This window comes from Bacillus sp. CR71, from assembly GCF_003429245.1.
In the GTDB taxonomy this organism is placed as follows: Bacteria; Bacillota; Bacilli; order Bacillales; family Bacillaceae_G; genus Bacillus_A; species Bacillus_A thuringiensis_S.
The window spans coordinates 1389688-1412749 of the sequence record NZ_CP031748.1 but is presented as its reverse complement, the minus strand read 5'-3'; the positions used below and the strand labels follow the sequence as shown (position 1 = coordinate 1412749).

Here is a 23062-nt window from a genome sequence, read left to right as displayed (position 1 = left end):
TGGGCGTTTTACTTCCCAGCAAACAACGGGACAAAACTACGCTCTTGTAAGTACTTCACGATTTGTTCTGCACATTCTTCAATAGAATACTTGTGCGTTTCTACAATTAATTCCGCTCGATCTGGTTCCTCATACGGTGAATCAATACCTGTAAAATCTTTAATATCACCTTGTCTCGCTTTTTTGTATAACCCTTTTGGATCACGTTTTTCACACTCTTCAATTGGACATTTTACAAACACTTCTATAAACTCATCTGCCGCTAATAGATCCCTAACTTGTTTGCGATCTACTCGAAATGGTGAAATAAATGCTGTAAGGACAACTGTTCCTTGATCTACAAATAACTTTGCCACTTCGCCAATACGTCTTATATTTTCCATGCGATCACTTTCAGAAAATCCTAAGTCTTTATTTAAACCGTGGCGAATGTTATCCCCATCCAGCACATAATTTCCAATATTCTTTTCAAACAGTTTACGAGCGACCGCATTCGCTACTGTAGATTTACCCGAAGCTGATAAACCAGTAAACCAAATTACAAAACTGTGATGTCCATTCTTCACTCTTCTATCATCTTTTGAAACCGAAGCTATATGCCAAGTAATATTCGTATCCATCTCGTTCTCTCCCTATTCTGTTACTACTTCTTTTTTTAAACCTTTAATTAGCACTTCTACTACTTCTTTACGACTAAATGTACTTGGCGGAATCTCACCGTTTCTTAATAATTCTCTTACTTTCGTACCCGATAAAATAACATGATCTTCTTTTCCGTGCGGACATGTTTTCGTTGAAGCCATCGCTTCACATTTCGTGCAGTAAAAACTATGTTCAAAGAATAGTGGTGTAATGCCTAACTCTTCTATCGTAAAATTCGTGAAGATTTCTTGCGCTTCGTATGTTCCGTAATAATCTCCTACTCCGGCATGATCACGCCCTACAATAAAGTGTGTACATCCAAAATTCTTTCTTACTAACGCATGAAATATAGCTTCCCTTGGTCCTGCGTAACGCATTGCAGCAGGAAATACACTTAAAAAGACACGATTTTTCGGATAATAGTTTTGAAGGAGTACTTCATAGCTTTCCATTCTTACATCAGCAGGAATATCATCCGATTTCGTTTCTCCAACGAGTGGATTTAAAAAGAGACCATCTACAATTTCAAGAGCAGATTTTTGAATATACTCATGGGCACGATGTACCGGGTTTCTCGTTTGAAATCCGACTACTGTTTTCCACCCACGTTTTTTAAATTCTTCTCTCGTTTCAATTGGGTCTAAACGATAAGAAGGAAATTGATTATTTTCAAAGCGTTTTGTTAGAATAATAGTTCCTCCAACGTAAACGTTTGGCCGTTCATATAACTTTTTCACTCCTGGATGAACCTCATCCGTTGTTTTATATACAAGTAACGCTTCTTTTTCTTTATCTGGTACGAAAATATCTTCTATTTGAATAACACCATATATATTTCCATTGTTGACAAGCTTTACTTCCTCTCCAGTCTTCAGGCTTTCTGCGACTTCTTCTGTTACCGGTAATGTAATCGGTATACTCCACACACTACCATTTGCTAAACGAAGCGTTTCTACGACTGAATCATAATCTTCCTTCCCTAAAAAACCAGTAAGCGGGCTATATCCACCTGTCGCCAATAGTTCTAAATCACTTAAAGCAATATTGTCTAATTTAATTTCTTTTTCAATTTGTGATACCTCATATGTCTCATCTATACGGTTTACTAATTCGTTTACTGTGCTCATTTTCTATATCCCCTCTTAGCTTTATTTCAAGATTCATCTTATTGATAATGAAGACCACATTCGGTTTTCATTTTCCCAGCCCATCTACCATCTCTTGAATCGCCACCATCCCCTACAGGTAAAGTACATTTCTCACACCCAATACTTGGATAGCCAACATCATGCAACGGGTTATACGGCAAGCTATGTTTGTATACATATCGCCAAACTTCTTTCCACGTCCAATGAATGAGTGGACAAACTTTAATAGATTGAAAACGATGATCTTGATTTATAAACTTTGTATGCTTACGTGTTTCTGATTGTTCCCTTCTTAAGCCCGATATCCATGCTTTTTCCACGACTAATGATTTTTCTAAAGGTAAAATTTTTCTAATCTTACAACAAAGATTCGGATTGCTCTCCCACAGTTTTTCACCATGCAACTTCGCCTGTTCATCAAGTGTAAGTTCTGGCTGTTTTTCTATAATATTCAATGAAGGAAATCGTTCCCTCACTCTTTGAATTAATTCATACGTTTCTTGAAAATGAACATTTGTATCTAAAAATACAACTTTAGCAGATGGATTTACTTGGTTTATAAGGTGCAGCAATACCATACCTTCCACCCCAAAGCTACATGCATAGACGATTTCATCTTTATACTCTTCATAAGCCCAATTTAATACTGATAACGCGCCTTTTGTTTCATCTTCTTCCGAAAATGAAACAACATTTTCTTCCCACGTTTCATACGTCAACATGTTTTTTCCCCCTGTAAAAGCAAAAAGACGGTTTTAACCTAATGAAAATAGGTTAAAACCGCCTCTAGTTTTTCTAGTCAGCGCTTTTCACTTTAAACGTACTTTTTCACTTTTCTCTAACTGAATTACTTTTCCATCTTGCACAACAATTGTAATTGAACCATATTTCATATCAGCAAGCATCGCTTCAATCTTCTCGGATACTTCATCAAAATGTTCCCGTACACTCACGCGAACAGCCCCCCTTTTTATTCATAAAAAAAATCTTTCCCATTTCGAAAAGACTGTTCGGTAATATATTTTACCTTATCTTTCAAAATGGATTCCATTTTGCTGGATTTAGCACCTTGCTTTCTATAAGCAGGTTGCCGAGCTTCTTCGGGCCAGTTCCCTCCGCTTCTCTTGATAAGCTTTGTATTTGTATTTTATCACAATTCTGATTTTTTTCAATCCTAGTTTTCCGATATATTTTAATTATTTTATTTTACAAAAAAGGAATTGCCCATCCGAACAACTCCTTTTCTATTTAGACAAGCTCTTTAATACGTATGCGATCGTTCCCAATAATATTTTCATATGTTTCGCGTTCCACAACTACTTGCGATGTTCCGCCTTTTGCAAAGACCACGGCTGGTCTTCGAATCCGATTGTAATTATTCGCCATCGAATACCCGTAGGCTCCTGTACAGGAAACTGCTAGTAAATCAGCAGAAGCGACTTTTGGTAAATGAATATCCCAAATCAACATATCTCCACTCTCACAGCATTTCCCAGCAATCGAAACGAGTTCCTCATTCTCATCATTCCCTCGATTCGCTAACATTGCTTCATAACGCGCACTATATAAAGCAGGTCTTAAATTATCTGTCATTCCACCATCGACTGATACATATTTCCGAATACCAGGAATATCTTTCACAGATCCAACTGTATAAATTGTTGTCCCAGCATCACCTACAATGCTACGGCCTGGTTCAATCCATATTTCTGGCAATGGATATTCACATACAGTAAATTGTTCTCTCACTGCACTTGTTACAGCTCGCACATATGTCTCAAGAGTTAATGGTGTATCCGACTCTGTGTAGCGTATTCCAAATCCCCCGCCTACATTTAACACTTTTACTACATAGTTTGTTTGCTCTCTCACTTCTTCTAAAAATTGGCGAAGAACTTCAATTGCTCGAACAAAACCAGCTGTTTCAAATATTTGCGATCCGATATGTGAATGAATCCCTAGCACATTATAATTTGATTTTTGTAAAGCAAATCCAATTGCCTGCATCGCTTGACCGTTTGAAACGCCAAATCCAAATTTCGAATCATCTTGGCCTGTTGTAATATATTCATGTGTGTGCGCCTCTACTCCAGGTGTTACACGAATTAATATGTTCACAAATTTTCCATGTTGCATCGCTAAATCGTGTAAAATTTCTAATTCAAAGAAATTATCTACGACAAAACAACCAATATTCGCCTGAAGAGCCATCACTATCTCTTCTTCTGTTTTATTATTTCCATGAAAATGAATACGTGATGCTGGAAATCCAGCTTGGAGCGCAGTATATAATTCTCCCCCAGAAACAACGTCTAATGACATATTCTCTTCACGAGCTACTCGGCACATCTCCATGCACAAGAACGCCTTGCTTGCATATGCTACTTGATAAGAGAAACCACTTTCTTTAAAAGCACGATGAAACGCTCGGCATTTTCCTCGAATAGACTCTTCATCGTATACATAAAGTGGTGTTCCGTATTGCTTTGCTAGCTGCGTCGTATCGCACCCTCCAATTTCTAAGTGTCCTTGCCCATTAATTCGGCTTGTGCCGTGTAAATACATTTAAATTCCTCCCTTATTTCCTCTAAAACTCATAACCCCAATCTTCTATTCATTGCAGCACGCTTTTAGATAGACAAAAAACGCGCGGAACAATGTTCACACGCGTTTCTTATTAGGAAAAATATATATTGAAAAAATAAACGAGTTGTTATCTCCTCAAAATAAGAAACCGCATCAACATCTCCAAATAGCTCTCCATAAAATAAATCTTATGACAGTACTACATTTATTCAATGTAGTCCCAATATATGAATAAGATGGTTATTCTTATATTTCGGCAATAGTCCCTTTCAACCTATGATCACAGATTCCATTAAATCTCCCATAGCTTACTCTTTCCTATCGCGGCCTCTACCTTTGAGAGTAGATGAGGTAAGTCTATTTAATTTTCAAACATCTAATTGTTGCTATTAACAATACCAAAGGACCATTTTATTTGTCAAACAATTTTTTATATTGTTTTTTTACAGTTTAATTTTGTATCGTTTGGTAAGCGCTTTACTGAAATCTTTGTCACTTCCCATTCGCCTTCTTCGTTATTAAATGTAATCGTTACCTTCTCAAATGGTGGAGCAATTTTCCCAGCAACACGTTCATACTTTGTCACTTCAATACTTGCTTGAAATAAATATGTACCGCTATACACTTTTTTTAAACTAATAATTTTAGGACATTGATAAGGTTTCAAACTTCCATATTGTTTTTCAATTGCTTTATTTATTTTTGGAAATAAAACAGAATAAAGTGCATCTTCCATAAGAGGTGCATCATATTGAGCTACCGACACACTCGGTGAAGTAAAAAGTATAACACTACTGCATGCTATAAAATATAATAATTTTCGCATTATAACCTCCGTATATCACGCGATTCTTTCTACGTACGATAATTATCATACATAGAAATTCTGTTTTATTGTCTCCCACCAATCTTTTTCTACTCGATTATTATAAAAAAGCCCACAACCCCCTTTTATTTTCGTATAATGATACTCATAGTATAATAATCATAATAACAAAGGACTGTTCGTATATATAAAAGGAGTCGTTAAGCAAACTGACTCACAAGAACTGTCATGCTTTTTAGGAGAGGAGTATATTATGCTACAACATCTGTTTCCAAAACTGCGATTTGCACTCGTTGCAGTCGTTTTACTATGGATTAAAACATATATTGTGTACAAGCTAGCATTTGATATTAAAATTGATAATTTCTTTGAAGAATTCATGCTTTTTATTAATCCACTAGCTGCGTTACTTTTATTTTTCGGCTTAGCTTTACTTGCATCTAAGCACCGAAACCGAATTATAATTGGAATCAGTTTTATACTGTCATTTATTTTATTTGGAAACGCAATGTTTTATGGGTTCTATAACGATTTCGTTACTTTCCCGGTTTTATTCCAAACAAACAATATGGCTGATTTAGGGACAAGTATAAAAGAACTCTTTACGTACAAAACATTACTTTTATTTGCAGATGCAATTATTTTAATGTTTATTTCGCGTAAATTCCCATCATTTGGCGACAAAACACCACTTTCCCGCTCAGAGAAGCGAACTTTCTTTAGCGGTGTAACAGCTTTATTAGCACTACAAATTGTTGTATCAGTTATTTATAAACCACAAATGTTCTCACGCTCATTTGACCGTCAAACTGTTGTGAAAAATTTAGGTTTATACACATATCATCTATTTGATATTACACTTCAATCCAAGTCTTCAGCTGAGCGTGTATTTGCAAGTGGCGATGGATTTTCTGAAATTAAGAACTATACAGACTCAAAAGACAAGCAAGTTGATAAAAACTTATTTGGAGCTGCAAAAGGTAAAAATGTAATTTTAATTTCAATGGAATCTACACAAAGCTTTGTTATTAATAAAAAAATAAATGGAAAAGAAATTACACCATTTTTAAATGAATTTATTAAGGATAGCTTCTATTTCGATAACTTCTATCATCAAACTGGACAAGGTAAAACTTCTGATGCTGAATTTATCGTTGAAAACTCACTTTACCCACTAGATCGTGGTTCTGTATTCTTTACTCATGCAACAAATGAATACACAGCTACACCAGAACAATTAAAGAAATACGGATATTCTTCTGCCGTCTTCCATTCAAACGATAAAACGTTTTGGAATCGGGATGTAATGTATCCTACACTTGGATATGATCGTTACTTTAATTTAAATGATTACGTAGGAACGGAACAAATGTCTGTCGGTTGGGGATTAAAAGATAAAGAGTTCTTTGAACAATCTATTCCAAAGTTAAAATCTTTACCGCAACCGTTCTATACAAAATTTATTACATTAACAAATCATTTTCCGTTTCTTCTAAATCCGGAAGACCAATATGTTGATGAATTCAACTCAGAAAGTGGTGTTGTAAACCGCTACTTCCCAACTGTTCGTTACACAGATGAAGCTCTTAAATTATTTATTAAACAATTAAAAGAAGAAGGACTGTATGATAATTCCGTTATTGTCATTTATGGTGATCATTATGGTATTTCCGAAAACCATAACGCAGCTATGGCACAGTTCCTAGGAAAAGATACTATTACACCATTCGATTCTATGCAATTACAACGCGTTCCTCTTATTATTCATGTGCCTGGTCAAGAAGGAAAAGTTGTTTCTAAAGTATCTGGTCAAATTGATATTAAACCAACGCTCCTTCATTTACTTGGTATTAAAACAAATAAATCCGTTGAATTTGGAACTGACTTATTTATTAAAGAAAAAGACCCGCTTATGGTAATGCGTGATGGTAGCTTTGTTTCTGAAGAGTATGTTTATACAAAAAATATGTGCTACAAAAGAAGTACGGGTGAAGAAGCTGACATGACGCTATGTCAGCCGTATGTTGAAAAAGCAAAAACAGAATTAAAACTCTCCGATAAATTAATTTATGGAGATTTATTACGTTTCGATCCTAATAATCGATATAAAACCGGAACGATGACAACGAAATTTGAATAGTAAAGGAAGCAACTTTATACAAGTTGCTTCCTCTTTTTATTTTCACTTAATTTATTCCTCATCCTTCTATGAAATCTTTCACAAATTGGTAATTTCTTTCGTATGAGGAATAAATTTATGGTATGATAAAATAAGTAAACTTTCATACACTAATTAAGAATTTATTACAGAAAGCAAGGGATCAGATTTTGTATAGAGCAGCTATTCCAAACTTATTTACGCTCGGAAATTTATATAGCGGATTTTTATCAATCGGCTATGCATCTTTAGGATATTATAAATCAGCTGCTATTTTAGTACTTATCGGGATGATGTTAGATAGTCTTGATGGTCGTGTTGCTCGTTTATTACGTGTTGATTCACAAATGGGAAAAGAGCTCGACTCGCTTGCAGATGTCGTAACATTTGGTGCAGCACCTGCTGTTTTAATGTATTACACATCTTTCTCAAACTACGGAATCATCGGATTATACATAGCGGGATTATTCCCTCTTTTCGGGGCATATCGTTTAGCACGATTTAATGTAACACCATCTTCTACTTCAATGAAATATTTCACTGGAGTACCGATTACAGCAGCGGGAGGGCTTGTTGCTTTCTTAACATTATTTTCACATACCATTCCAAAAATCGTTCTTATTACCGTATTTGTAACGTTCGCATTTTTAATGGTGAGCCGCATTCGTATCCCAAGTTTAAAAGATGTACCAATTCCACGATATAGCATCATTATTACACTATTTTTAGTTGGAATCATTATTACAATGTATCAAACAGGATTTGGCAATTTTTCTGTTTTCTTATTCATTGCCATTCCACTATATATTTTGTACATGTTATCTCAATTCATTAGACAAAGACCGTCTAAAAAAGCGAATAAAGAAAAATAAGAAACCTTCCGAGTCCGGAAGGTTTCTTTTTATTTTGTGACTAATACCTTTTGATTTACAGGTGTTACTGGCTCTTCGCCGTTTAATACAGCTAAAATATTTCTGACAGCCATTTCAGCCATCGCATCACGAGTTTCAAACGTTGCATTCCCTACGTGTGGAGCAAGCACTACATTCTTTAATTCTTTTAGCTCTTCTGTAATTTTCGGTTCAAATTCAAACACATCAAGAGCTGCCCCTTCAATTTCATTCGTTTTTAATGCATGAGCAAGTGCCGCTTCATTCATAATTGGTCCACGTGAAGCATTTACAATATACGCTGTTTTCTTCATCATTTTAAACTGCTCTTCATCAATCATATGATGTAATTTTGGATTATAAGCACAGTTAATTGTAATAAAATCTGCTGTTTGTAATAATTCTTCCAACGTCACATACGTTGCTCCCAGTTCACTTTCAGCTTCAAGCTTACGATTTGGCCCTGTATATAAAACACCCATTCCAAATGCTCTCGCACGTTTTGCAACAGCCTTCCCGATTTCTCCAAGACCAATAATTCCAATTGTCTTACCGTGGACTTCTCGTCCTAAGAAAAATAACGGTGCCCATCCGTTAAATCCAGTCGTACGACATAACGTATCCCCTTCAGGAATTCTACGCGCCGCTGCTAAAAGAAGTGCAAATGTTAATTCTGCAGTCGCTTCCGTTGATACTTTCGGTGTATTCGTTACTGCAATTCCTTTTTCCCCAGCATACGTGTAATCAATATTGTCGTAACCAGCACCATAGTTTGCAACAATCTTTAAATGAGGCGCTGCATCAATAACTTCTTTTGGCACCTTTGTTGAAAGTAAACTTAACAATGCATCTTTATCTTTTACACGCTCTGTTAATTCATCTATAGAAATTAACTCCTCTTTATCGTACATTTCTACATCATGATCTTTTAATAGTTCTAATCCAATTTCTGGAATTTTTCCCGCTACTAATATTTTTGCCACTACTAACACCTCTTCTATAGAAAATAAGATATCTCTTATATTTCATTGTAAGAAATCCATATATAAAAACCAAGGAATTTGATTATAGTTTTGAAAATCGACACTTTTCCATAAAAAAAGAGGAGATACAACTCTCCCCTCTTCTTACGCTTTTTCCTGCGATTCTTTTCCGAGCTTCACATCAATAGTTCCTTCTGCAACCGTATCGCTAATTTGCTCCTCAATAACCGATTGAGATGCAGCATTCGTTTCAGACGTATAAGCTTGTTGCTGTGCAACTTGTACATTTTGTTTATTTTGTTGTTTCGCCATTTCTTACCCTCCTTTTCATTCTTTCTTATTTTGAACAAAAAGGACGGTTTTCATCAAAAAATCGCGTTTCATTTTAAATTTGTTACTTCTTCTTCAAGCAACCTCATTACTCTTGCTCGCTTCGTAAATGTTGCGACCTGAGTAACACCGTGAGCTCGTAATGTTTGTACATTTTCTTGTACATAATTCCCTAAATCATTTGGATAATGGGCATCCGAAGAAATCGTAATTGGAACACCATACTTAGCTAATACTTGTAAATATAGTGGACTTGGGCACATCTCACGAACAGGGTAACGATAGTACAGTCCTGCATTTATTTCTGTTGCCGTATTCGTTTCTACTAACGCACAGGCAATTTCCTTATAATAAGAAAGCTGTTCATTCTCATCCAATCGATAATTAAATACTTTTATATTATCAAGATGAGCGATAATATCAAATAACTCTGTATGAATCGCACTCTCAACTGTTTTAAAAAACGTATCGTATAATGTGCGTAGGTCATGCACCTCAAAATATTCTTTCGTATCCGGATTATCAAATCCCCAGCCATTTAGAAAATGAACGGAACCAATTACATAATCAAAGTCTCCTAGCGCTAATAATTCTTTTAACTCTCCTTCACAATCAAGAAAATAATCCGCTTCAATTCCAAGTTTAAGTGTGACACCTCTTTTACTCCATCGTTCTTTCGCTTCTTCAATTGCCTTTGTAAAATCATACAGTGAAACTACCCTTACTTGATCTAACCATTCCTTCTGTATACGACCAAGCTTAGAATCACTAATATCTACATATTTTTCATAATATCCTTTCGCTTCATGAAAACGATATAGATGATCAACAATTCCCACTTCTTTTATTCCTTTTCGCACAGCTTCTTCTAAATAGAGATCCATCCATTCTTTTGTAAATGGCCCTTCCTTCACACGCTTTTGCAAACGCTCTTGTGTTTTCATAAGCCAATCAATAGAATGCCTTTCTTGAAGCGGTTCATAACATTCCAACGCTTCATTTATTTTAGCAAGCCATCTTATTGAATACGGTCCTTCTTCTAAGTGAAGATGATAATCTACTTTCATATACATTCCCCCTTATAATGTATCTATTTCCCTTCTATCCCCAACTCTCGAAAGCTTTCCATTTCGTTCTTTCACCTCTCGCATGACATCTTCCAATGCAATATTTTTTTCAGCCAATAAAACGAAACAGTGATAAAATACATCAACCATTTCTTTCACTACTTCTTCTTTATCATTATTTTTACATGCGATAATTACTTCAGCGCACTCTTCACCAATTTTCTTTAAAATTTTATCTTCTCCTTTTGAAAATAAATAATTTGTATACGATTCAGGAAGTGGGCTTTCCTTTCGTTCTTCAATTGTTTTATACAGCAACTTAAAGGCATTTTCCATATGTATCCCCCCTATATAATTTGATAGTGAAAGCATGTCTTCTCCCCCGTATGACAAGCAGGCCCTACTTGTTTCACATTCACAACAATTGAATCTTGATCACAATCTAAGTATAGAGATTGCACATATTGAACATTCCCTGATGTTTCTCCCTTATTCCATAACGACTGCCTCGAACGAGAATAAAACCATGTTCTTTTCGTCTCTAACGTTTTTTCATATGCGTCTTCATTCATATAAGCTAGCATTAAAACTTCTTTCGTACCTTCTTCGATGACAATTGCTGGTATTAATCCTTTTGAAAAATTAGGTTTCATAACCGCACCTCAACATTTGCATCTCTTAATTTTCGCTTTACACTCTGCACTGTCGCCTCACCATAATGAAATATGGATGCCGCTAACGCTGCATCAACCGTTGTCTTTTGAAAAACTTCTATAATGTGATCCGTATGACCACAGCCCCCTGATGCGATGACTGGAATGGAAACACTTTTTGAAATCTCTTCTGTTAAACGAAGATCATATCCACTTTTCGTTCCATCTGCATCCATACTCGTTAACAAAATTTCACCCGCCCCGAGCTTAACAACACGCTTCGCCCATTCTATAGCATCCATTTCTGTGTCAACTCTTCCACCGTTGACGTATACGTTCCATTTATCTTCCGCTACTTTTCTAGCGTCAATTGCGACGACAATACATTGTGATCCAAAGTGTTCTGCCCCTTCTTCGATTAGCTTCGGGTTTCGCACTGCCGCTGAATTTATTGAAACTTTGTCTGCTCCAGCTCTTAGTAAATTGTACATATCTTTCACACTTGAAATCCCCCCGCCAACCGTAAGAGGAATAAATACTTTTGCTGCTGTTTTTTCTACAACATCTATAATCGTTTTTCTTCCTTCATGGGTCGCCGTAATATCTAAAAATACGATTTCATCTGCCCCTGCCTCGTTATATGCTTCAGCTATTTCAACCGGATCACCGACATCTTGTAATCCTATAAAATTTACACCCTTTACGACTCGCCCTTCTTTCACATCTAGACATGGAATAATTCGTTTCGCTAACATAACTTCGTTACCTGTAATACTTCTTCTAAATCAATCTTTTTCTCGTAAAGCGCCTTTCCAATTATGACACCATATATATTCATATCATTTAACTTTTTCACATCTTGAATAGATGCCACTCCTCCAGAGGCAATGAGACGAATGCCCACACTTTTTTGAAGTAACGTCAATTGTTCAAAATTTGGCCCTGCAAGCGTCCCGTCTTTCGAAATGTCTGTAAACACAATCGTTTGAACACCTAAACTTTCCATTTGTTTCGCTAAACTAATATAAGAAATTTCAGACAAATCAAGCCAACCTCTCGTTGCTACGAAACCATTTTTCGCATCAATTCCAACAATGATTTTCTCTTTATATAGATGAACTGCTTCCTCTAAAAATGACTTATCATAAAGAGCCGCTGTTCCTAAAATCACTTTTTCTACACCTACTGACAATAACTTCTCCACCGCTTTAAGTGAACGAATTCCTCCTCCCACTTGCACAGGAATACGTACCGCCTTGCAGATTTTTTCAATGACGAGAAAATTTAGCGACTCGCCAGCAATTGCACCGTCTAAATCAACAATGTGTAGTATTTCCGCTCCAAGCTTTTCAAATATGATCGCCTGCGCTACCGGATCTTCATTCATCACCGTTTCTTTACTAAACTCTCCTTGATAAAGTCTAACGCATCGCCCTTCCTTTAAATCGATAGCCGGGAAGATTTCCATGCTTCTACCACCCCTTGAAAATTTTTTAATATTTGCATGCCAATTTCACCACTTTTTTCTGGATGAAACTGTGCACCAAATACATTTCCTTTCGCTACAAACCCTGGTACTTGCATTCCATAATCACTTACTCCGCATACAATTTCATCTGGACAATCCGCGTAATATGAATGAACATAATACACGAAAGAACCATCTACTAATCCATTCCAAAGCGGAAATTCTCTTTCCTTCCTTAATTCATTCCATCCCATATGAGGAATTTTATACGAAACTTTTAACTTACGAATTTCCCCTGGTAGTAAACCTAACCCACTACAACCTTTTAGTTCCTCACTTCGTTCAAATAAAAGCTGCATGCCCAAACATATACCGAGGAGTGGTTTTCCTATATCACAAACTTCTTTTAGTACACACACTAAATCTCTTTCTTCTAATACTTCCATCGCTTTCGGAAATGCACCTACTCCCGGTAAAATCACGCCATCGCTTCTCAATATCTCTTCTTTATCACTCGTTACAATGTGCTCTGCCCCAATATATTTTAATGCTTGCTCTACACTACGAATATTCCCCATTCCATAATCTATAATGGCAATCAATTACAACATCCCTTTCGTTGAATTTACACCAGTAATGTTGGCATTTTTTTCGACCGCTTCTCTAAGCGCTCTACCAAAAGCTTTAAATAATGCTTCAATTTTGTGATGTGTATTACTTCCATATAGAACGCGCGCATGTAATGTAATATTGGCAGCATGTGCAACTGCTCTAAAAAATTCTTCCGTCAATTCTGTATCAAAATCCCCGAGCTTCGGATTTGTTAATTCCCCTTGAAATACACAATATGAGCGTCCACTTATATCAATTGCGACAAATCCTAAAGATTCATCCATCGGTACATACGCTGAACCGTAACGATTAATTCTCTCTTTATTTTGCAATGCTTCTTTCAAGCAATTTCCGAGTACAATTCCAACATCTTCAACGGTGTGATGTGCATCGACAAATACATCACCTTCTGCCTCAACTTGCAATCCAAATCTTCCATGTCTAGCAAATAAAGTCAGCATATGATCGAAAAAACCAATCCCCGTTTGAATAGATACATTCGTACTTTCATCAAGCTGCAAACTTAATTTAATTTTTGTTTCTGTCGTCTGACGTACTTGACTGGACTGACGCATTATTTTTCCTCCTCTAACCTTATTTGGATTGCTCTCGCATGTGCATGTAACCCTTCTTTATTTGCAAGCTCTACAATATGATGCTGTACATTTTTTAATGCTTCCTCCGTATAAGAAATAAAACTTGATTTTTTCACGAAATCATCGACTGATAACGGAGAAAAAAATCTTGCCGTTCCGCTCGTTGGTAATACATGATTCGGTCCCGCCAAATAATCCCCGAGCGGTTCAGGTGCATATGGCCCAAGGAAAATAGAGCCTGCATGTTTCACATAATCTAGAGCATTCATCGGTTCTTTTATATGTAACTCTAAATGTTCTGGAGCAATTTCATTTGATAACTTTAGTGCCTCCTCTAAAGAAGGAACGATAAAGATGGCTCCATTTCTATTTATTGATTCACGTGCAATTTCACTTCTTGGTAACATTTCTAACTGTCTTTCTACCTCTTTTTCTACTTCTTTAGCTAGTTCCATATTCGTTGTAATACAAATTGCCGTTGCTCTCTCATCATGCTCTGCTTGCGATAATAAATCCGCTGCGATATATTTTGCATTACCTGTTTCATCCGCGACAACTACAATTTCTGATGGACCAGCAATCATATCGATATTTACTATTCCGTATACTTCTCGTTTCGCTAGAGCGACGTACAAATTTCCCGGTCCAACTATTTTATCCACTTTCGGAATCGATTCCGTCCCGTATGCTAAAGCCGCAATTGCTTGCGCGCCACCTATCGTATAAATTTCATCTACCCCCGCAAGATTTGCAGCAGCTAATATATGAGGATCAATTCCTTCTTTCCTCGGCGGTGTTACCATTACAATCTTTTTCACACCTGCGAGTTTCGCCGGCAATACATTCATTAATACTGAAGAAGGATATGAGGCTGTCCCACCCGGTACATATACACCTATATTTTCTAATGGCCGAATGAGCTGTCCTCTAATTATGCCTTTACTTTCACAATCGAATATTGAGTACTTCTTTTGCTTTTCGTGATACGAAACAATGTTTTTCTTCGCCTCTTTTAAAGCTTCTAAAAATGAATTCTCTACAAGCATACTCGCTTGCTGTATTTCTTCTTCACTTACACAAAAATCTTTCATCTCTACACCATCAAACTTTTTTGTATAGAAAGATAAAGCCTCATCTTTCCCTTCCCTTACATTTCTAATGATTTCTCTTACACTTCTTTGAACAGTTTCTTCTATTATATTAGCGTTTTCTCTTAGCACTTTTATTTTAGATAATGCCTCCTTAAAGTCTTCATAAATGATTTCCATTTTAAGTCCTCCTATTTCCCTGATAAGATTTCTTGCTCCATCATATTTACAATACTGAATATTTCGTCTTTTTTAGTTTTTAAGGCCGCCTTATTTACAATCATCCGAGCCGATATAGAGTGCATTTCCTCAAATACAATAAGTCCATTCTCTTGTAATGTTTTTCCTGTTTCAACAATATCTACAATTGCATCTGCCAATCCAAGAAGAGGAGCGATTTCTACAGAACCTTCTATTTTAATAATTTCTACGTCCTCTCCCCTATCATGAAAATAAGTAGAAGTAATATGTGGGTATTTCGTAGCAATTCTTTTCTTCCGGTAACTTTTCGGATTATACGTAGGAATAGAAGCAACACAAAACTTACAAATCCCTACTCCTAAATCCAGCATTTCATAAATATCTTTCTCGTTTTCCATTAAAATATCTTTTCCAACGATCCCAATATCAGCTACCCCATGTTCTACATAAGTAGCAACATCAACCGCTTTTACTAAAATAAATGAAACATTTGTATTTTTACTTTGAAATACAAGCTTCCGACCTTTATTTTTGAGTTCCGAACAATCAATTCCAATCTGCTCAAAGAGTGGAATTACATGTTTTTCTAATCTTCCTTTCGTTAACGCAATTTGAATGTTACGCATGAAGTCTCTCCTTCTTTCTGGACTACCCATTTCTCATTCCACACATATTCCACTAAGTATTCATTCTTTGCCTCAACGACCGTTCCTATTTTATTTTTTCTTGCAAATTGAAAGGTATCGCTTAAATTAGAGAATAGAGATAACCAGGCATTTTTCCCGTCCTTTCGAAGTAAATTTCGTAACCTTTCTGCTTCTGCTAATCTATTTAACTCATAATGAATCACAATATCAATTTGATTTCGTTCATATGGTTCTTGCTGCTCTTGTAGCGCCTTCACAATTTGATTTACTTGCACCGCGAGTCCAACAGCCGGCAGCGTTTCTCCAAAATTCCCAATTAGCTCATCATATCTTCCGCCACTAACGATTTCTTCTCCAATTTCATATATATATCCTTTGAAAATAACACCCGTATAGTAATCTAAGTGTTGAATCATGCCTAAATCAATTGATATGTAAGAACCATATCCTAACGTTTCCATTGTTTCATACATTTCTTTTACTCTTGCAATTGCCATTTTCATTTCATTACTTGAAGCAAGCTTTTCTGCTTCCTCAATAACTTCTAAATTTCCAAATAGCCTCGGTAATTTCTCAAGTAATCTTACTGTCTCATCGCATCGATCTAATTTCTTTTCTCCGATGAAATTTGAGAGGGCAGCATAATTTTTACTTTCTATATACGTTCTAAGTACCCTTTCTTCTTCATCATGGATGGAGAGCTTTTTTACAATACATTTATATAACTGTACTTGCCCAATCTCAATTGTAAAAGATTGCACATTCAACTTTTGAAGTGCTTGAATGACACTTATTACGCATTCAATTTCAGCTCTTACATTATCAATCCCGATAACTTCAATACCACTTTGTACGATTTCATTATATTTTCCAGAATGGGATTCATTTGCTCGAAATACATTCCCGCTATACGTCACTTTAAGTGGCGTATCCCATCTCTGTGTTCCAATAACTCTCGCTAAAGGAATTGTCATATCTGGACGTAAAACGATAATCCTTCCCTTTTCATCAAAAAATTTATACATCTTCTCTTCATCTATCGGTCTATTTTGAAATGCAAAAACATCATAAAATTCAATTGTAGGTGTTCTTATTTCCTCATAACCTCTCTCTAAAAAAGTAAGCCTTAATTTTTGCTCCACTTCTTCAATTAATGTACATTCTTCGAATAAATAATCTCTCGTTCCATTCGGGTTTGCCCGCTTCCATTTTGTCATCTAAATTTTCACACCTTTCCCCTTCTAATGTATGCCGATTTCATTCACCTAAGCCGAAAATAAAAAGAGCCTTGTAGACAAAATACCTACAAGGCTCTTCAATAGAGTGTAGGTACAACGGGAATACCCCTTGTACCTACACGTTTTCACGCTAGGTTCAAGGGTTTCATGTATGATGATGTAGTTGTGTAAGCATTGTAATAGATCGCACGATATTCATAATACTTACTCCCTTTCTCCTCTGATTTTCACATAGTATATAACAGTTAATTTTGAATGTAAATACATTTTTAATATTCCGTCACTTTTTTAATATAAAGCCACTTTTCTTTCATACTCTTTTATTTCTTGTTCATATTGCATTGTAATACTAATTTCATCTAAACCATTTAATAACTTCTCTTTCCACATTTTCTCGATTGTAAAATGGAATCTATGCGTATTCGTTGTAATTACTTCATTTTCTAAATCAACTGTGATTTGTTCCCTCGCATCTGTTTTAGCAAGTTGTTCACGCATATCTTTATCCATTACAATCGGTAACATGCCATTCTTCATACAATTCATATAAAAGATATCGGCAAATCCTCCAGCGATAATAACGCGGAAACCATAATCAGCAAGCGCCCATGGAGCATGTTCTCTTGACGAGCCACATCCAAAATTATCACCTGTAATTAATATGCTGGCTCCTTTTCTTTCTTGTGCATTAAGAGGAAAATTAGGGTTTTCTTGGCGATTATTATCATATCGCCACTCATCAAATAAAAACTTCCCAAACCCAGTTCTTTCAATTCTCTTTAAATATTGCTTCGGAATAATTTGATCTGTATCAATGTTATCATTCATCAGTACTGCGGCAGTACCTTTATGAATACGAAATGGCTCCATCATAACTCTCCTTTCTAATATCAACAAAATGACCATATAACGCAGCCGCAGCCGCCATTGCCGGGCTAACTAAATGCGTTCGTGCTCCCTTTCCTTGTCTTCCTTCAAAATTGCGATTTGACGTAGAGGCACAATGTTCTCCTTCAGGCACTTGATCTGGATTCATACCTAGACACATTGAGCATCCGGGCTCTCTCCATTCAAATCCAGCTTCTTCAAATATGCGATGTAATCCTTTATGCATCGCTGCTTCTCTTACCCTTTGAGATCCGGGTACAACAAGTGCTCGCACACCTTCTTTTACTTTCTTACCTTTCACGACAGATGCAGCAATTTCTAAGTCAGAAAGCCTAGAATTTGTACAAGATCCAATGAAAACATGTTGAACTGGAATGTCATACGTACTTTGTCCGGGACTCAATCCCATATAAGAAAACGCTCTTTCGTCATTTGCATCATACTTTTCTGGCAATTTCTCATCAATCCGAACACCCATACTAGGATTTGTTCCCCACGTAACGTACGGCGCTAAATCCGTAACATCTACTGAAATATGTAAATCATAAACTGCATCTAAATCTGTATAAAGTTCTGACCATTTTTTCTTAATAGATTCATAGTCTTTCGGCGCATATTTACGCCCTTTTACGTAAGCAACCGTTTTTTCATCTGGTGCAATAATACCAGCCTTTGCTCCCCCTTCAATTGCCATATTGCAAAGCGTCATCCTCTCTTCCATATCCATAGCATGAATGGTCTCTCCGTAAAACTCCATTACGTAACCTGTTCCAACTGCTACTCCGTACTTTGAAAGGAGATGTAAAATAATATCTTTCGCATAAACACCTTGCGGTAACTTTCCTTTTAACTCAATGCCCATCGCTTTCGGCTTTCGTTGCCATAACGTTTGCGTTGCCAATACATGTTCCACTTCACTCGTACCAATACCAAACGCTAGTGCACCAAAAGCACCGTGTGTTGCTGTATGACTATCACCACAAACAATCGTTTTTCCTGGCTGTGTGAGTCCAAGTTCTGGTCCTATAACATGAACGATCCCTTGCTCTTCATCTCCGATATCCGCTAATGGCACCTGAAATTGTTTACAATTTTCCCGAAGTGTATCTAGTTGCTGCTTCGCAATACGATCGGTAATATTCCAAACATCTTTCGTTGGAATATTATGATCCATCGTTGCAAATGTTAAATCTGGTCTGCGGACTCTTCGATTTGTAAGCCGCAAGCCTTCAAAGGCTTGCGGTGACGTTACTTCATGAACAAGATGTAGATCGATATATAATAAATCCAATCCATTTTCATTAGTCGCAACTACATGTCTTTCCCAAAGCTTATCTAGTAACCTTTTCCCCATTATTTTCCTCTCCCTACTAACGCTTGCTCTTCCATTTCTTGAATAACTGCCTTTGTAAATGAAATTGTCGTTTCAGTCCCCCCGATATCTGCTGTACATTTTCCTGATTTAAGGACTGCAGAAACTGCTTCTTCAATTGCATATCCTTCCCTCGTTAATCCGAACGATTGCCCAAGCATCATTGCAACAGAACGCATCATCGCAATTGGATTCGCCTTATTTTTCCCCGCAATATCCGGCGCTGATCCGTGAATAGGCTCGTATAATGAAGGCCCCTTTTCAGCGTGACTTGCTGATGGAAGCATTCCTAATGATCCAGCTAATACTGAAGCCTCATCACTTAAAATATCACCAAATAAATTTTCCGTTACAATAACGTCAAATCTTCCTGGATTTCGAATTAATTCCATAGCCGCTGCATCTACTAAAATGTGTTCTACTTCCACATTTGGGTAGCGAAGTGCTACTTCTTCTGTCACAGTTCTCCATAGTTTACTAGACTCTAAAACATTCGCTTTATCAATAGATGTTACTTTTTTCTTCCGCTTATTCGCTAATTGAAAAGCATACGAAACGATACGTTCAATTTCATGGCGATGATACGTAAGTGTATCTGTCGCCACTTCTTCCGTTCGCTCTTTCGGATAAGAAAAATAAATTCCGCCTGTTAATTCACGAACGACAACGAAATCAATTTCATCCACATTTTTTAATGGTGATAAATGTGCAGTTGCACTTTCTACCGTTACAGGGCGAACATTCGCAAATACACCGAGTCCTTTTCTTAATGCTAATAATCCTTTCTCAGGCCTTTCTTTCGCACTATCCCACCTTGGTCCACCTACTGCTCCAAGTAAAACCGCATCACTCGCTAAACAGGCGGCAAGTGTTCGCTGTGGTAATGGTTGCCCAGTTAAATCGATAGCAACACCACCAAAGTACTCATCTTGCAAATGAAAATGATGTCCATATAGCCTTTCTACCATATGCAATACTTCCTTCGCACTTTCCATAACTTCTGGACCGACACCATCACCAGCTAAACAAACGATACGTTTTTCCATTTTTAACACTCCTTTTAACTGAATTTTCAGAACTTTAATTTGATAGGTGAGGAAAACTTCTCTCACCTATCAAATATTTATTTCACAAGCGCTATAAGAGATTTTAATTTCCCTGCTGCATGGACATAAGCTCTCGCCGACGCTTCCAATACGTCTTGCGCAACTCCGAAACCTGATATTTGGTGACTACCTTCTTTTAATTCAACATGAACGTGAGCAAGTGCATCTTGACCTTGTGTAATAGATTGTATGCGATAATCTGCCAATTCACATTCTAGTCCTAAAATTCTTTGAATCGCATTGTATATCGCTTCAATACTACCAGAACCAGTGGCTGCATCTTCATATACATTTCCTTCCTCATCCTTCAGCACAACTGTTGCGCATTGTGTACTATTTGATACGAAATGCACTTGTAATTGCGTAATGTTATATTGCTGGGCTGCAAATGCTGCTTCACCAAGCATAAGTGCGCGTAAATCTTCCTCAGTAATTTCCTTTTTACGATCAGCCAATTTTTTAAACGCTTCGAATACCGCATCTCGCTCTTCATTTGTAAATTCATAACCAAGCTCTTTCATTTTTTCCGTAAACGCATGACGGCCAGAATGTTTCCCAAGTACAAAGAGATTTTGAGATTCTCCTATAAGCGCTGGTTCGATAATTTCATAAGTTGTTACTTCTTTTAGAACCCCATCTTGGTGGATGCCTGATTCATGAGCAAATGCATTCGCTCCAACGATTGCTTTATTTTTCGGTACAACCATACCCGTTAACCTGCTTACTAATGTACTCGTCGCCTTAATCTCTTTTAAAGTCATAGAAGGTTCTGCTTTATAAAAATCTTTTCTAATATGAAGAGCAACCGCAACTTCTTCTAACGCTGCATTCCCTGCTCTTTCTCCAATGCCATTAATCGTTCCTTCTACTTGCAATGCTCCGCCTTCAACCGCAGCTAACGAATTTGCTACTGCCATACCAAGATCATCGTGACAGTGACAAGAAAAAATCGCTTTTTCATATGATGGAACGGATTCTTGTAAGTATTTGAAAAGAGAATAATATTCTTCTGGATTCGTATATCCAACTGTATCCGGAATATTAATTACATTCGCTCCTGCGCGAATCGCAGTTTCTACTGCTTCAGCTAAAAATGCTCTCGATGTTCTTGTCGCATCTTCTGCAGAAAATTGTACTGTCGGAAATAATGATTTTCCAAGCGTAACCGAACGTTGAATACTATTTAACACGTCTTCTTTTGACATACAAAGTTTATATTTCATATGAATATCACTCGTAGCTAGAAATACGTGTAGACGAGGAGATACAGCACCTTTCACTGCTTCATATGCTCTTCGAATGTCACTTTCTTTCGCTCTAGCTAAACTCATAACCGTAGCATTTTGAATTGTATTCGCGATGCGTTTTACTGATTGGAAGTCACCTTCGGAAGCTGCCGCGAATCCAGCTTCCATTACATGAATACCAAGCCTCTCTAATTGCCTAGCAATTTGTAATTTCTCTTGTTCATTTAAATTTACTCCTGGTGATTGTTCGCCATCACGAAGCGTTGTATCCATGAACAAAATCTGCTTCATATTATTTAATCCCTACCTTTACTCGCGGCTGTACGAAAGGCATCATTTCACGTAATTTACGTCCAACTACTTCAATTTCATGTTCATTCTCTTTCTCATTTGTCGCGTGGAAATTTGGTCTTCCTGCTTTATGCTCTGCAATCCAGCCTCTTGCAAATGTACCATCTTGAATTTCTGCTAATACTGCCCCCATCGCTTTCTTCGTATCTTCAGTAACAACGCGTGGTCCTGATACGAAGTCTCCCCACTGCGCTGTATCTGAAACTGAATATCTCATATTTTCAAGTCCACCTTCATACATAAGGTCAACGATTAGCTTCAGTTCATGTAAACATTCAAAATATGCAAGTTCAGGCTGGTATCCCGCATCAACTAACGTTTCAAACCCTGCTTTTACAAGTGCAGTCACTCCGCCGCAGAGTACAGCTTGCTCTCCAAATAAATCTGTTTCTGTTTCTTCTTTAAACGTCGTTTCTAATACACCAGCTCTCGTTGCTCCAATTCCGTCAGCATAAGAAAGTGCTTTTTCAGTCGCAACTCCTGTTGCATCTTGATATACGGCAAATAGTGCAGGAACAGCCCCGCCCTCGGCGAACGTACGGCGTACGAGATGCCCCGGTCCTTTTGGCGCTACTAGAAATACATCTACATTAGCTGGTGGTTTTACTTGATCAAAGTGAACATTAAATCCATGTGCGAACACGAGAGAATTTCCGGCTTGTAAATTTGGTTCAATTTCAGCTTTATATACTTCTGGTTGTAATTCATCAGGCAGTAGAATCATTACTACATCAGCTTTTTCCGCTGCTTCTGCTACTGTATATACAGAAAATCCATCTTCATTCGCTTTATCCCAAGACTTACCTTTTCTTAAACCTACTACTACATCAAATCCGTTATCACGTAAATTTTGCGCATGCGCATGACCTTGCGAGCCATATCCGATGATTGCTACTTTCTTTTCCTTTAATACATTTACTGTTACATCTTTCTCATAATAAACTTTTGCCATTTTCATTTCCCCC

25 protein-coding genes and 2 riboswitches are annotated in these 23062 nt (G+C 36.9%); of the genes, 2 read left to right on the top strand and 23 right to left on the bottom strand.

The genetic code is table 11. From position 1 onward, the window contains the following. Positions 1 to 8: 8 nt before the first annotated feature. The 6 genes from cysC to DOS87_RS07305 form a co-directional block, all read right to left on the bottom strand. Positions 9 to 620 carry an adenylyl-sulfate kinase gene (cysC, locus tag DOS87_RS07330; RefSeq protein ID WP_000380490.1) on the bottom strand — a complete coding sequence of 204 codons (612 nt, stop codon included), beginning with the start codon at positions 618 to 620 and terminating at the stop codon, positions 9 to 11. 12 nt (positions 621 to 632) lie between these two features. Next, positions 633 to 1769 carry a sulfate adenylyltransferase gene (gene sat / locus DOS87_RS07325; protein ID WP_000108784.1) on the bottom strand — a complete coding sequence of 379 codons (1137 nt, stop codon included), beginning with the start codon at positions 1767 to 1769 and terminating at the stop codon, positions 633 to 635. A 38-nt stretch (positions 1770 to 1807) separates the two neighbouring features. Next, a complete protein-coding gene (locus DOS87_RS07320) occupies positions 1808 to 2512 on the bottom strand; it encodes a phosphoadenylyl-sulfate reductase (RefSeq protein ID WP_000959017.1) in 705 nt (234 codons plus the stop codon). Positions 2513 to 2599: 87 nt separating this feature from the next. After that, positions 2600 to 2743, bottom strand: a complete 144-nt coding sequence (locus DOS87_RS07315; protein ID WP_000116158.1) for a YezD family protein — start codon at positions 2741 to 2743, stop codon at positions 2600 to 2602. Between the two features lie 72 nt (positions 2744 to 2815). Beyond that, a riboswitch (SAM riboswitch) is annotated at positions 2816 to 2924 on the bottom strand. A gap of 114 nt (positions 2925 to 3038) precedes the next feature. Next, entirely contained in the window at positions 3039 to 4355 is a 1317-nt protein-coding gene (gene lysA / locus DOS87_RS07310) for a diaminopimelate decarboxylase (RefSeq protein WP_000280641.1), read from the bottom strand. Between the two features lie 180 nt (positions 4356 to 4535). Further along, a riboswitch (Lysine riboswitch) is annotated at positions 4536 to 4717 on the bottom strand. Between the two features lie 89 nt (positions 4718 to 4806). Then, positions 4807 to 5202: a DUF3888 domain-containing protein gene (locus DOS87_RS07305; RefSeq protein ID WP_001228823.1), complete on the bottom strand. Its 396-nt coding sequence runs from the start codon at positions 5200 to 5202 to the stop codon at positions 4807 to 4809. 253 nt (positions 5203 to 5455) lie between these two features. Here DOS87_RS07305 and DOS87_RS07300 point away from each other — a divergent pair, with 253 nt between their 5' ends. Further along, a complete protein-coding gene (locus DOS87_RS07300) occupies positions 5456 to 7342 on the top strand; it encodes an LTA synthase family protein (RefSeq protein WP_000939085.1) in 1887 nt (628 codons plus the stop codon). A gap of 188 nt (positions 7343 to 7530) precedes the next feature. Next, positions 7531 to 8232, top strand: coding sequence for a CDP-diacylglycerol--serine O-phosphatidyltransferase (pssA, locus tag DOS87_RS07295; RefSeq protein ID WP_000285417.1), 702 nt, complete (start codon positions 7531 to 7533; stop codon positions 8230 to 8232). Between the two features lie 29 nt (positions 8233 to 8261). Here pssA and DOS87_RS07290 read toward each other — a convergent pair whose 3' ends face one another. From DOS87_RS07290 to ilvC, 17 genes are all read right to left on the bottom strand, one after another. After that, the gene (locus DOS87_RS07290) at positions 8262 to 9233 is read right to left on the bottom strand and encodes an NAD(P)-dependent oxidoreductase (protein WP_001062837.1); all 972 of its coding nucleotides are present in this window, start codon (positions 9231 to 9233) and stop codon (positions 8262 to 8264) included. 144 nt (positions 9234 to 9377) lie between these two features. Further along, on the bottom strand, positions 9378 to 9545 hold the full coding sequence (locus tag DOS87_RS07285) for a DUF4025 domain-containing protein (RefSeq protein WP_001118893.1): 168 nt from the start codon (positions 9543 to 9545) through the stop codon (positions 9378 to 9380). A 68-nt stretch (positions 9546 to 9613) separates the two neighbouring features. Next, positions 9614 to 10630: a histidinol phosphate phosphatase domain-containing protein gene (locus tag DOS87_RS07280; protein WP_000861857.1), complete on the bottom strand. Its 1017-nt coding sequence runs from the start codon at positions 10628 to 10630 to the stop codon at positions 9614 to 9616. A gap of 12 nt (positions 10631 to 10642) precedes the next feature. Then, complete coding sequence (hisE, locus tag DOS87_RS07275) at positions 10643 to 10966, bottom strand: phosphoribosyl-ATP diphosphatase (protein WP_000426355.1); 324 nt, start codon at positions 10964 to 10966, stop codon at positions 10643 to 10645. Between the two features lie 11 nt (positions 10967 to 10977). After that, complete coding sequence (gene hisI / locus DOS87_RS07270; RefSeq protein WP_000803959.1) at positions 10978 to 11283, bottom strand: phosphoribosyl-AMP cyclohydrolase; 306 nt, start codon at positions 11281 to 11283, stop codon at positions 10978 to 10980. Then, the gene (hisF, locus tag DOS87_RS07265) at positions 11280 to 12038 is read right to left on the bottom strand and encodes an imidazoleglycerol phosphate synthase cyclase subunit (protein ID WP_000880105.1); all 759 of its coding nucleotides are present in this window, start codon (positions 12036 to 12038) and stop codon (positions 11280 to 11282) included. The genes hisI and hisF overlap by 4 nt, the downstream gene beginning before the upstream one ends. Further along, positions 12032 to 12751, bottom strand: a complete 720-nt coding sequence (gene hisA / locus DOS87_RS07260) for a 1-(5-phosphoribosyl)-5-[(5-phosphoribosylamino)methylideneamino]imidazole-4-carboxamide isomerase (RefSeq protein ID WP_000402290.1) — start codon at positions 12749 to 12751, stop codon at positions 12032 to 12034. Before hisA ends, hisF begins: the two co-directional genes overlap by 7 nt. Continuing rightward, positions 12724 to 13353, bottom strand: a complete 630-nt coding sequence (hisH, locus tag DOS87_RS07255; RefSeq protein WP_000560346.1) for an imidazole glycerol phosphate synthase subunit HisH — start codon at positions 13351 to 13353, stop codon at positions 12724 to 12726. The genes hisA and hisH overlap by 28 nt, the downstream gene beginning before the upstream one ends. Further along, positions 13354 to 13938, bottom strand: coding sequence for an imidazoleglycerol-phosphate dehydratase HisB (gene hisB / locus DOS87_RS07250; RefSeq protein WP_001249962.1), 585 nt, complete (start codon positions 13936 to 13938; stop codon positions 13354 to 13356). Beyond that, positions 13938 to 15227, bottom strand: a complete 1290-nt coding sequence (gene hisD / locus DOS87_RS07245; protein ID WP_000402916.1) for a histidinol dehydrogenase — start codon at positions 15225 to 15227, stop codon at positions 13938 to 13940. Before hisD ends, hisB begins: the two co-directional genes overlap by 1 nt. A gap of 11 nt (positions 15228 to 15238) precedes the next feature. Next, a complete protein-coding gene (gene hisG / locus DOS87_RS07240) occupies positions 15239 to 15874 on the bottom strand; it encodes an ATP phosphoribosyltransferase (RefSeq protein WP_098578223.1) in 636 nt (211 codons plus the stop codon). Beyond that, positions 15850 to 17112: an ATP phosphoribosyltransferase regulatory subunit gene (locus DOS87_RS07235; protein ID WP_000170302.1), complete on the bottom strand. Its 1263-nt coding sequence runs from the start codon at positions 17110 to 17112 to the stop codon at positions 15850 to 15852. Before DOS87_RS07235 ends, hisG begins: the two co-directional genes overlap by 25 nt. Positions 17113 to 17421: 309 nt before the next feature. After that, positions 17422 to 18003 carry a 3-isopropylmalate dehydratase small subunit gene (leuD, locus tag DOS87_RS07230; protein ID WP_000433191.1) on the bottom strand — a complete coding sequence of 194 codons (582 nt, stop codon included), beginning with the start codon at positions 18001 to 18003 and terminating at the stop codon, positions 17422 to 17424. Further along, positions 17981 to 19375, bottom strand: coding sequence for a 3-isopropylmalate dehydratase large subunit (leuC, locus tag DOS87_RS07225; protein ID WP_000518094.1), 1395 nt, complete (start codon positions 19373 to 19375; stop codon positions 17981 to 17983). Before leuC ends, leuD begins: the two co-directional genes overlap by 23 nt. Continuing rightward, positions 19375 to 20439: a 3-isopropylmalate dehydrogenase gene (gene leuB, locus DOS87_RS07220; RefSeq protein ID WP_000415389.1), complete on the bottom strand. Its 1065-nt coding sequence runs from the start codon at positions 20437 to 20439 to the stop codon at positions 19375 to 19377. The genes leuC and leuB overlap by 1 nt, the downstream gene beginning before the upstream one ends. Before the next feature lie 77 nt (positions 20440 to 20516). Next, entirely contained in the window at positions 20517 to 22037 is a 1521-nt protein-coding gene (gene leuA / locus DOS87_RS07215; protein WP_098424946.1) for a 2-isopropylmalate synthase, read from the bottom strand. A 1-nt stretch (position 22038) separates the two neighbouring features. Then, on the bottom strand, positions 22039 to 23049 hold the full coding sequence (ilvC, locus tag DOS87_RS07210; RefSeq protein ID WP_001151745.1) for a ketol-acid reductoisomerase: 1011 nt from the start codon (positions 23047 to 23049) through the stop codon (positions 22039 to 22041). Positions 23050 to 23062 lie beyond the last annotated feature (13 nt).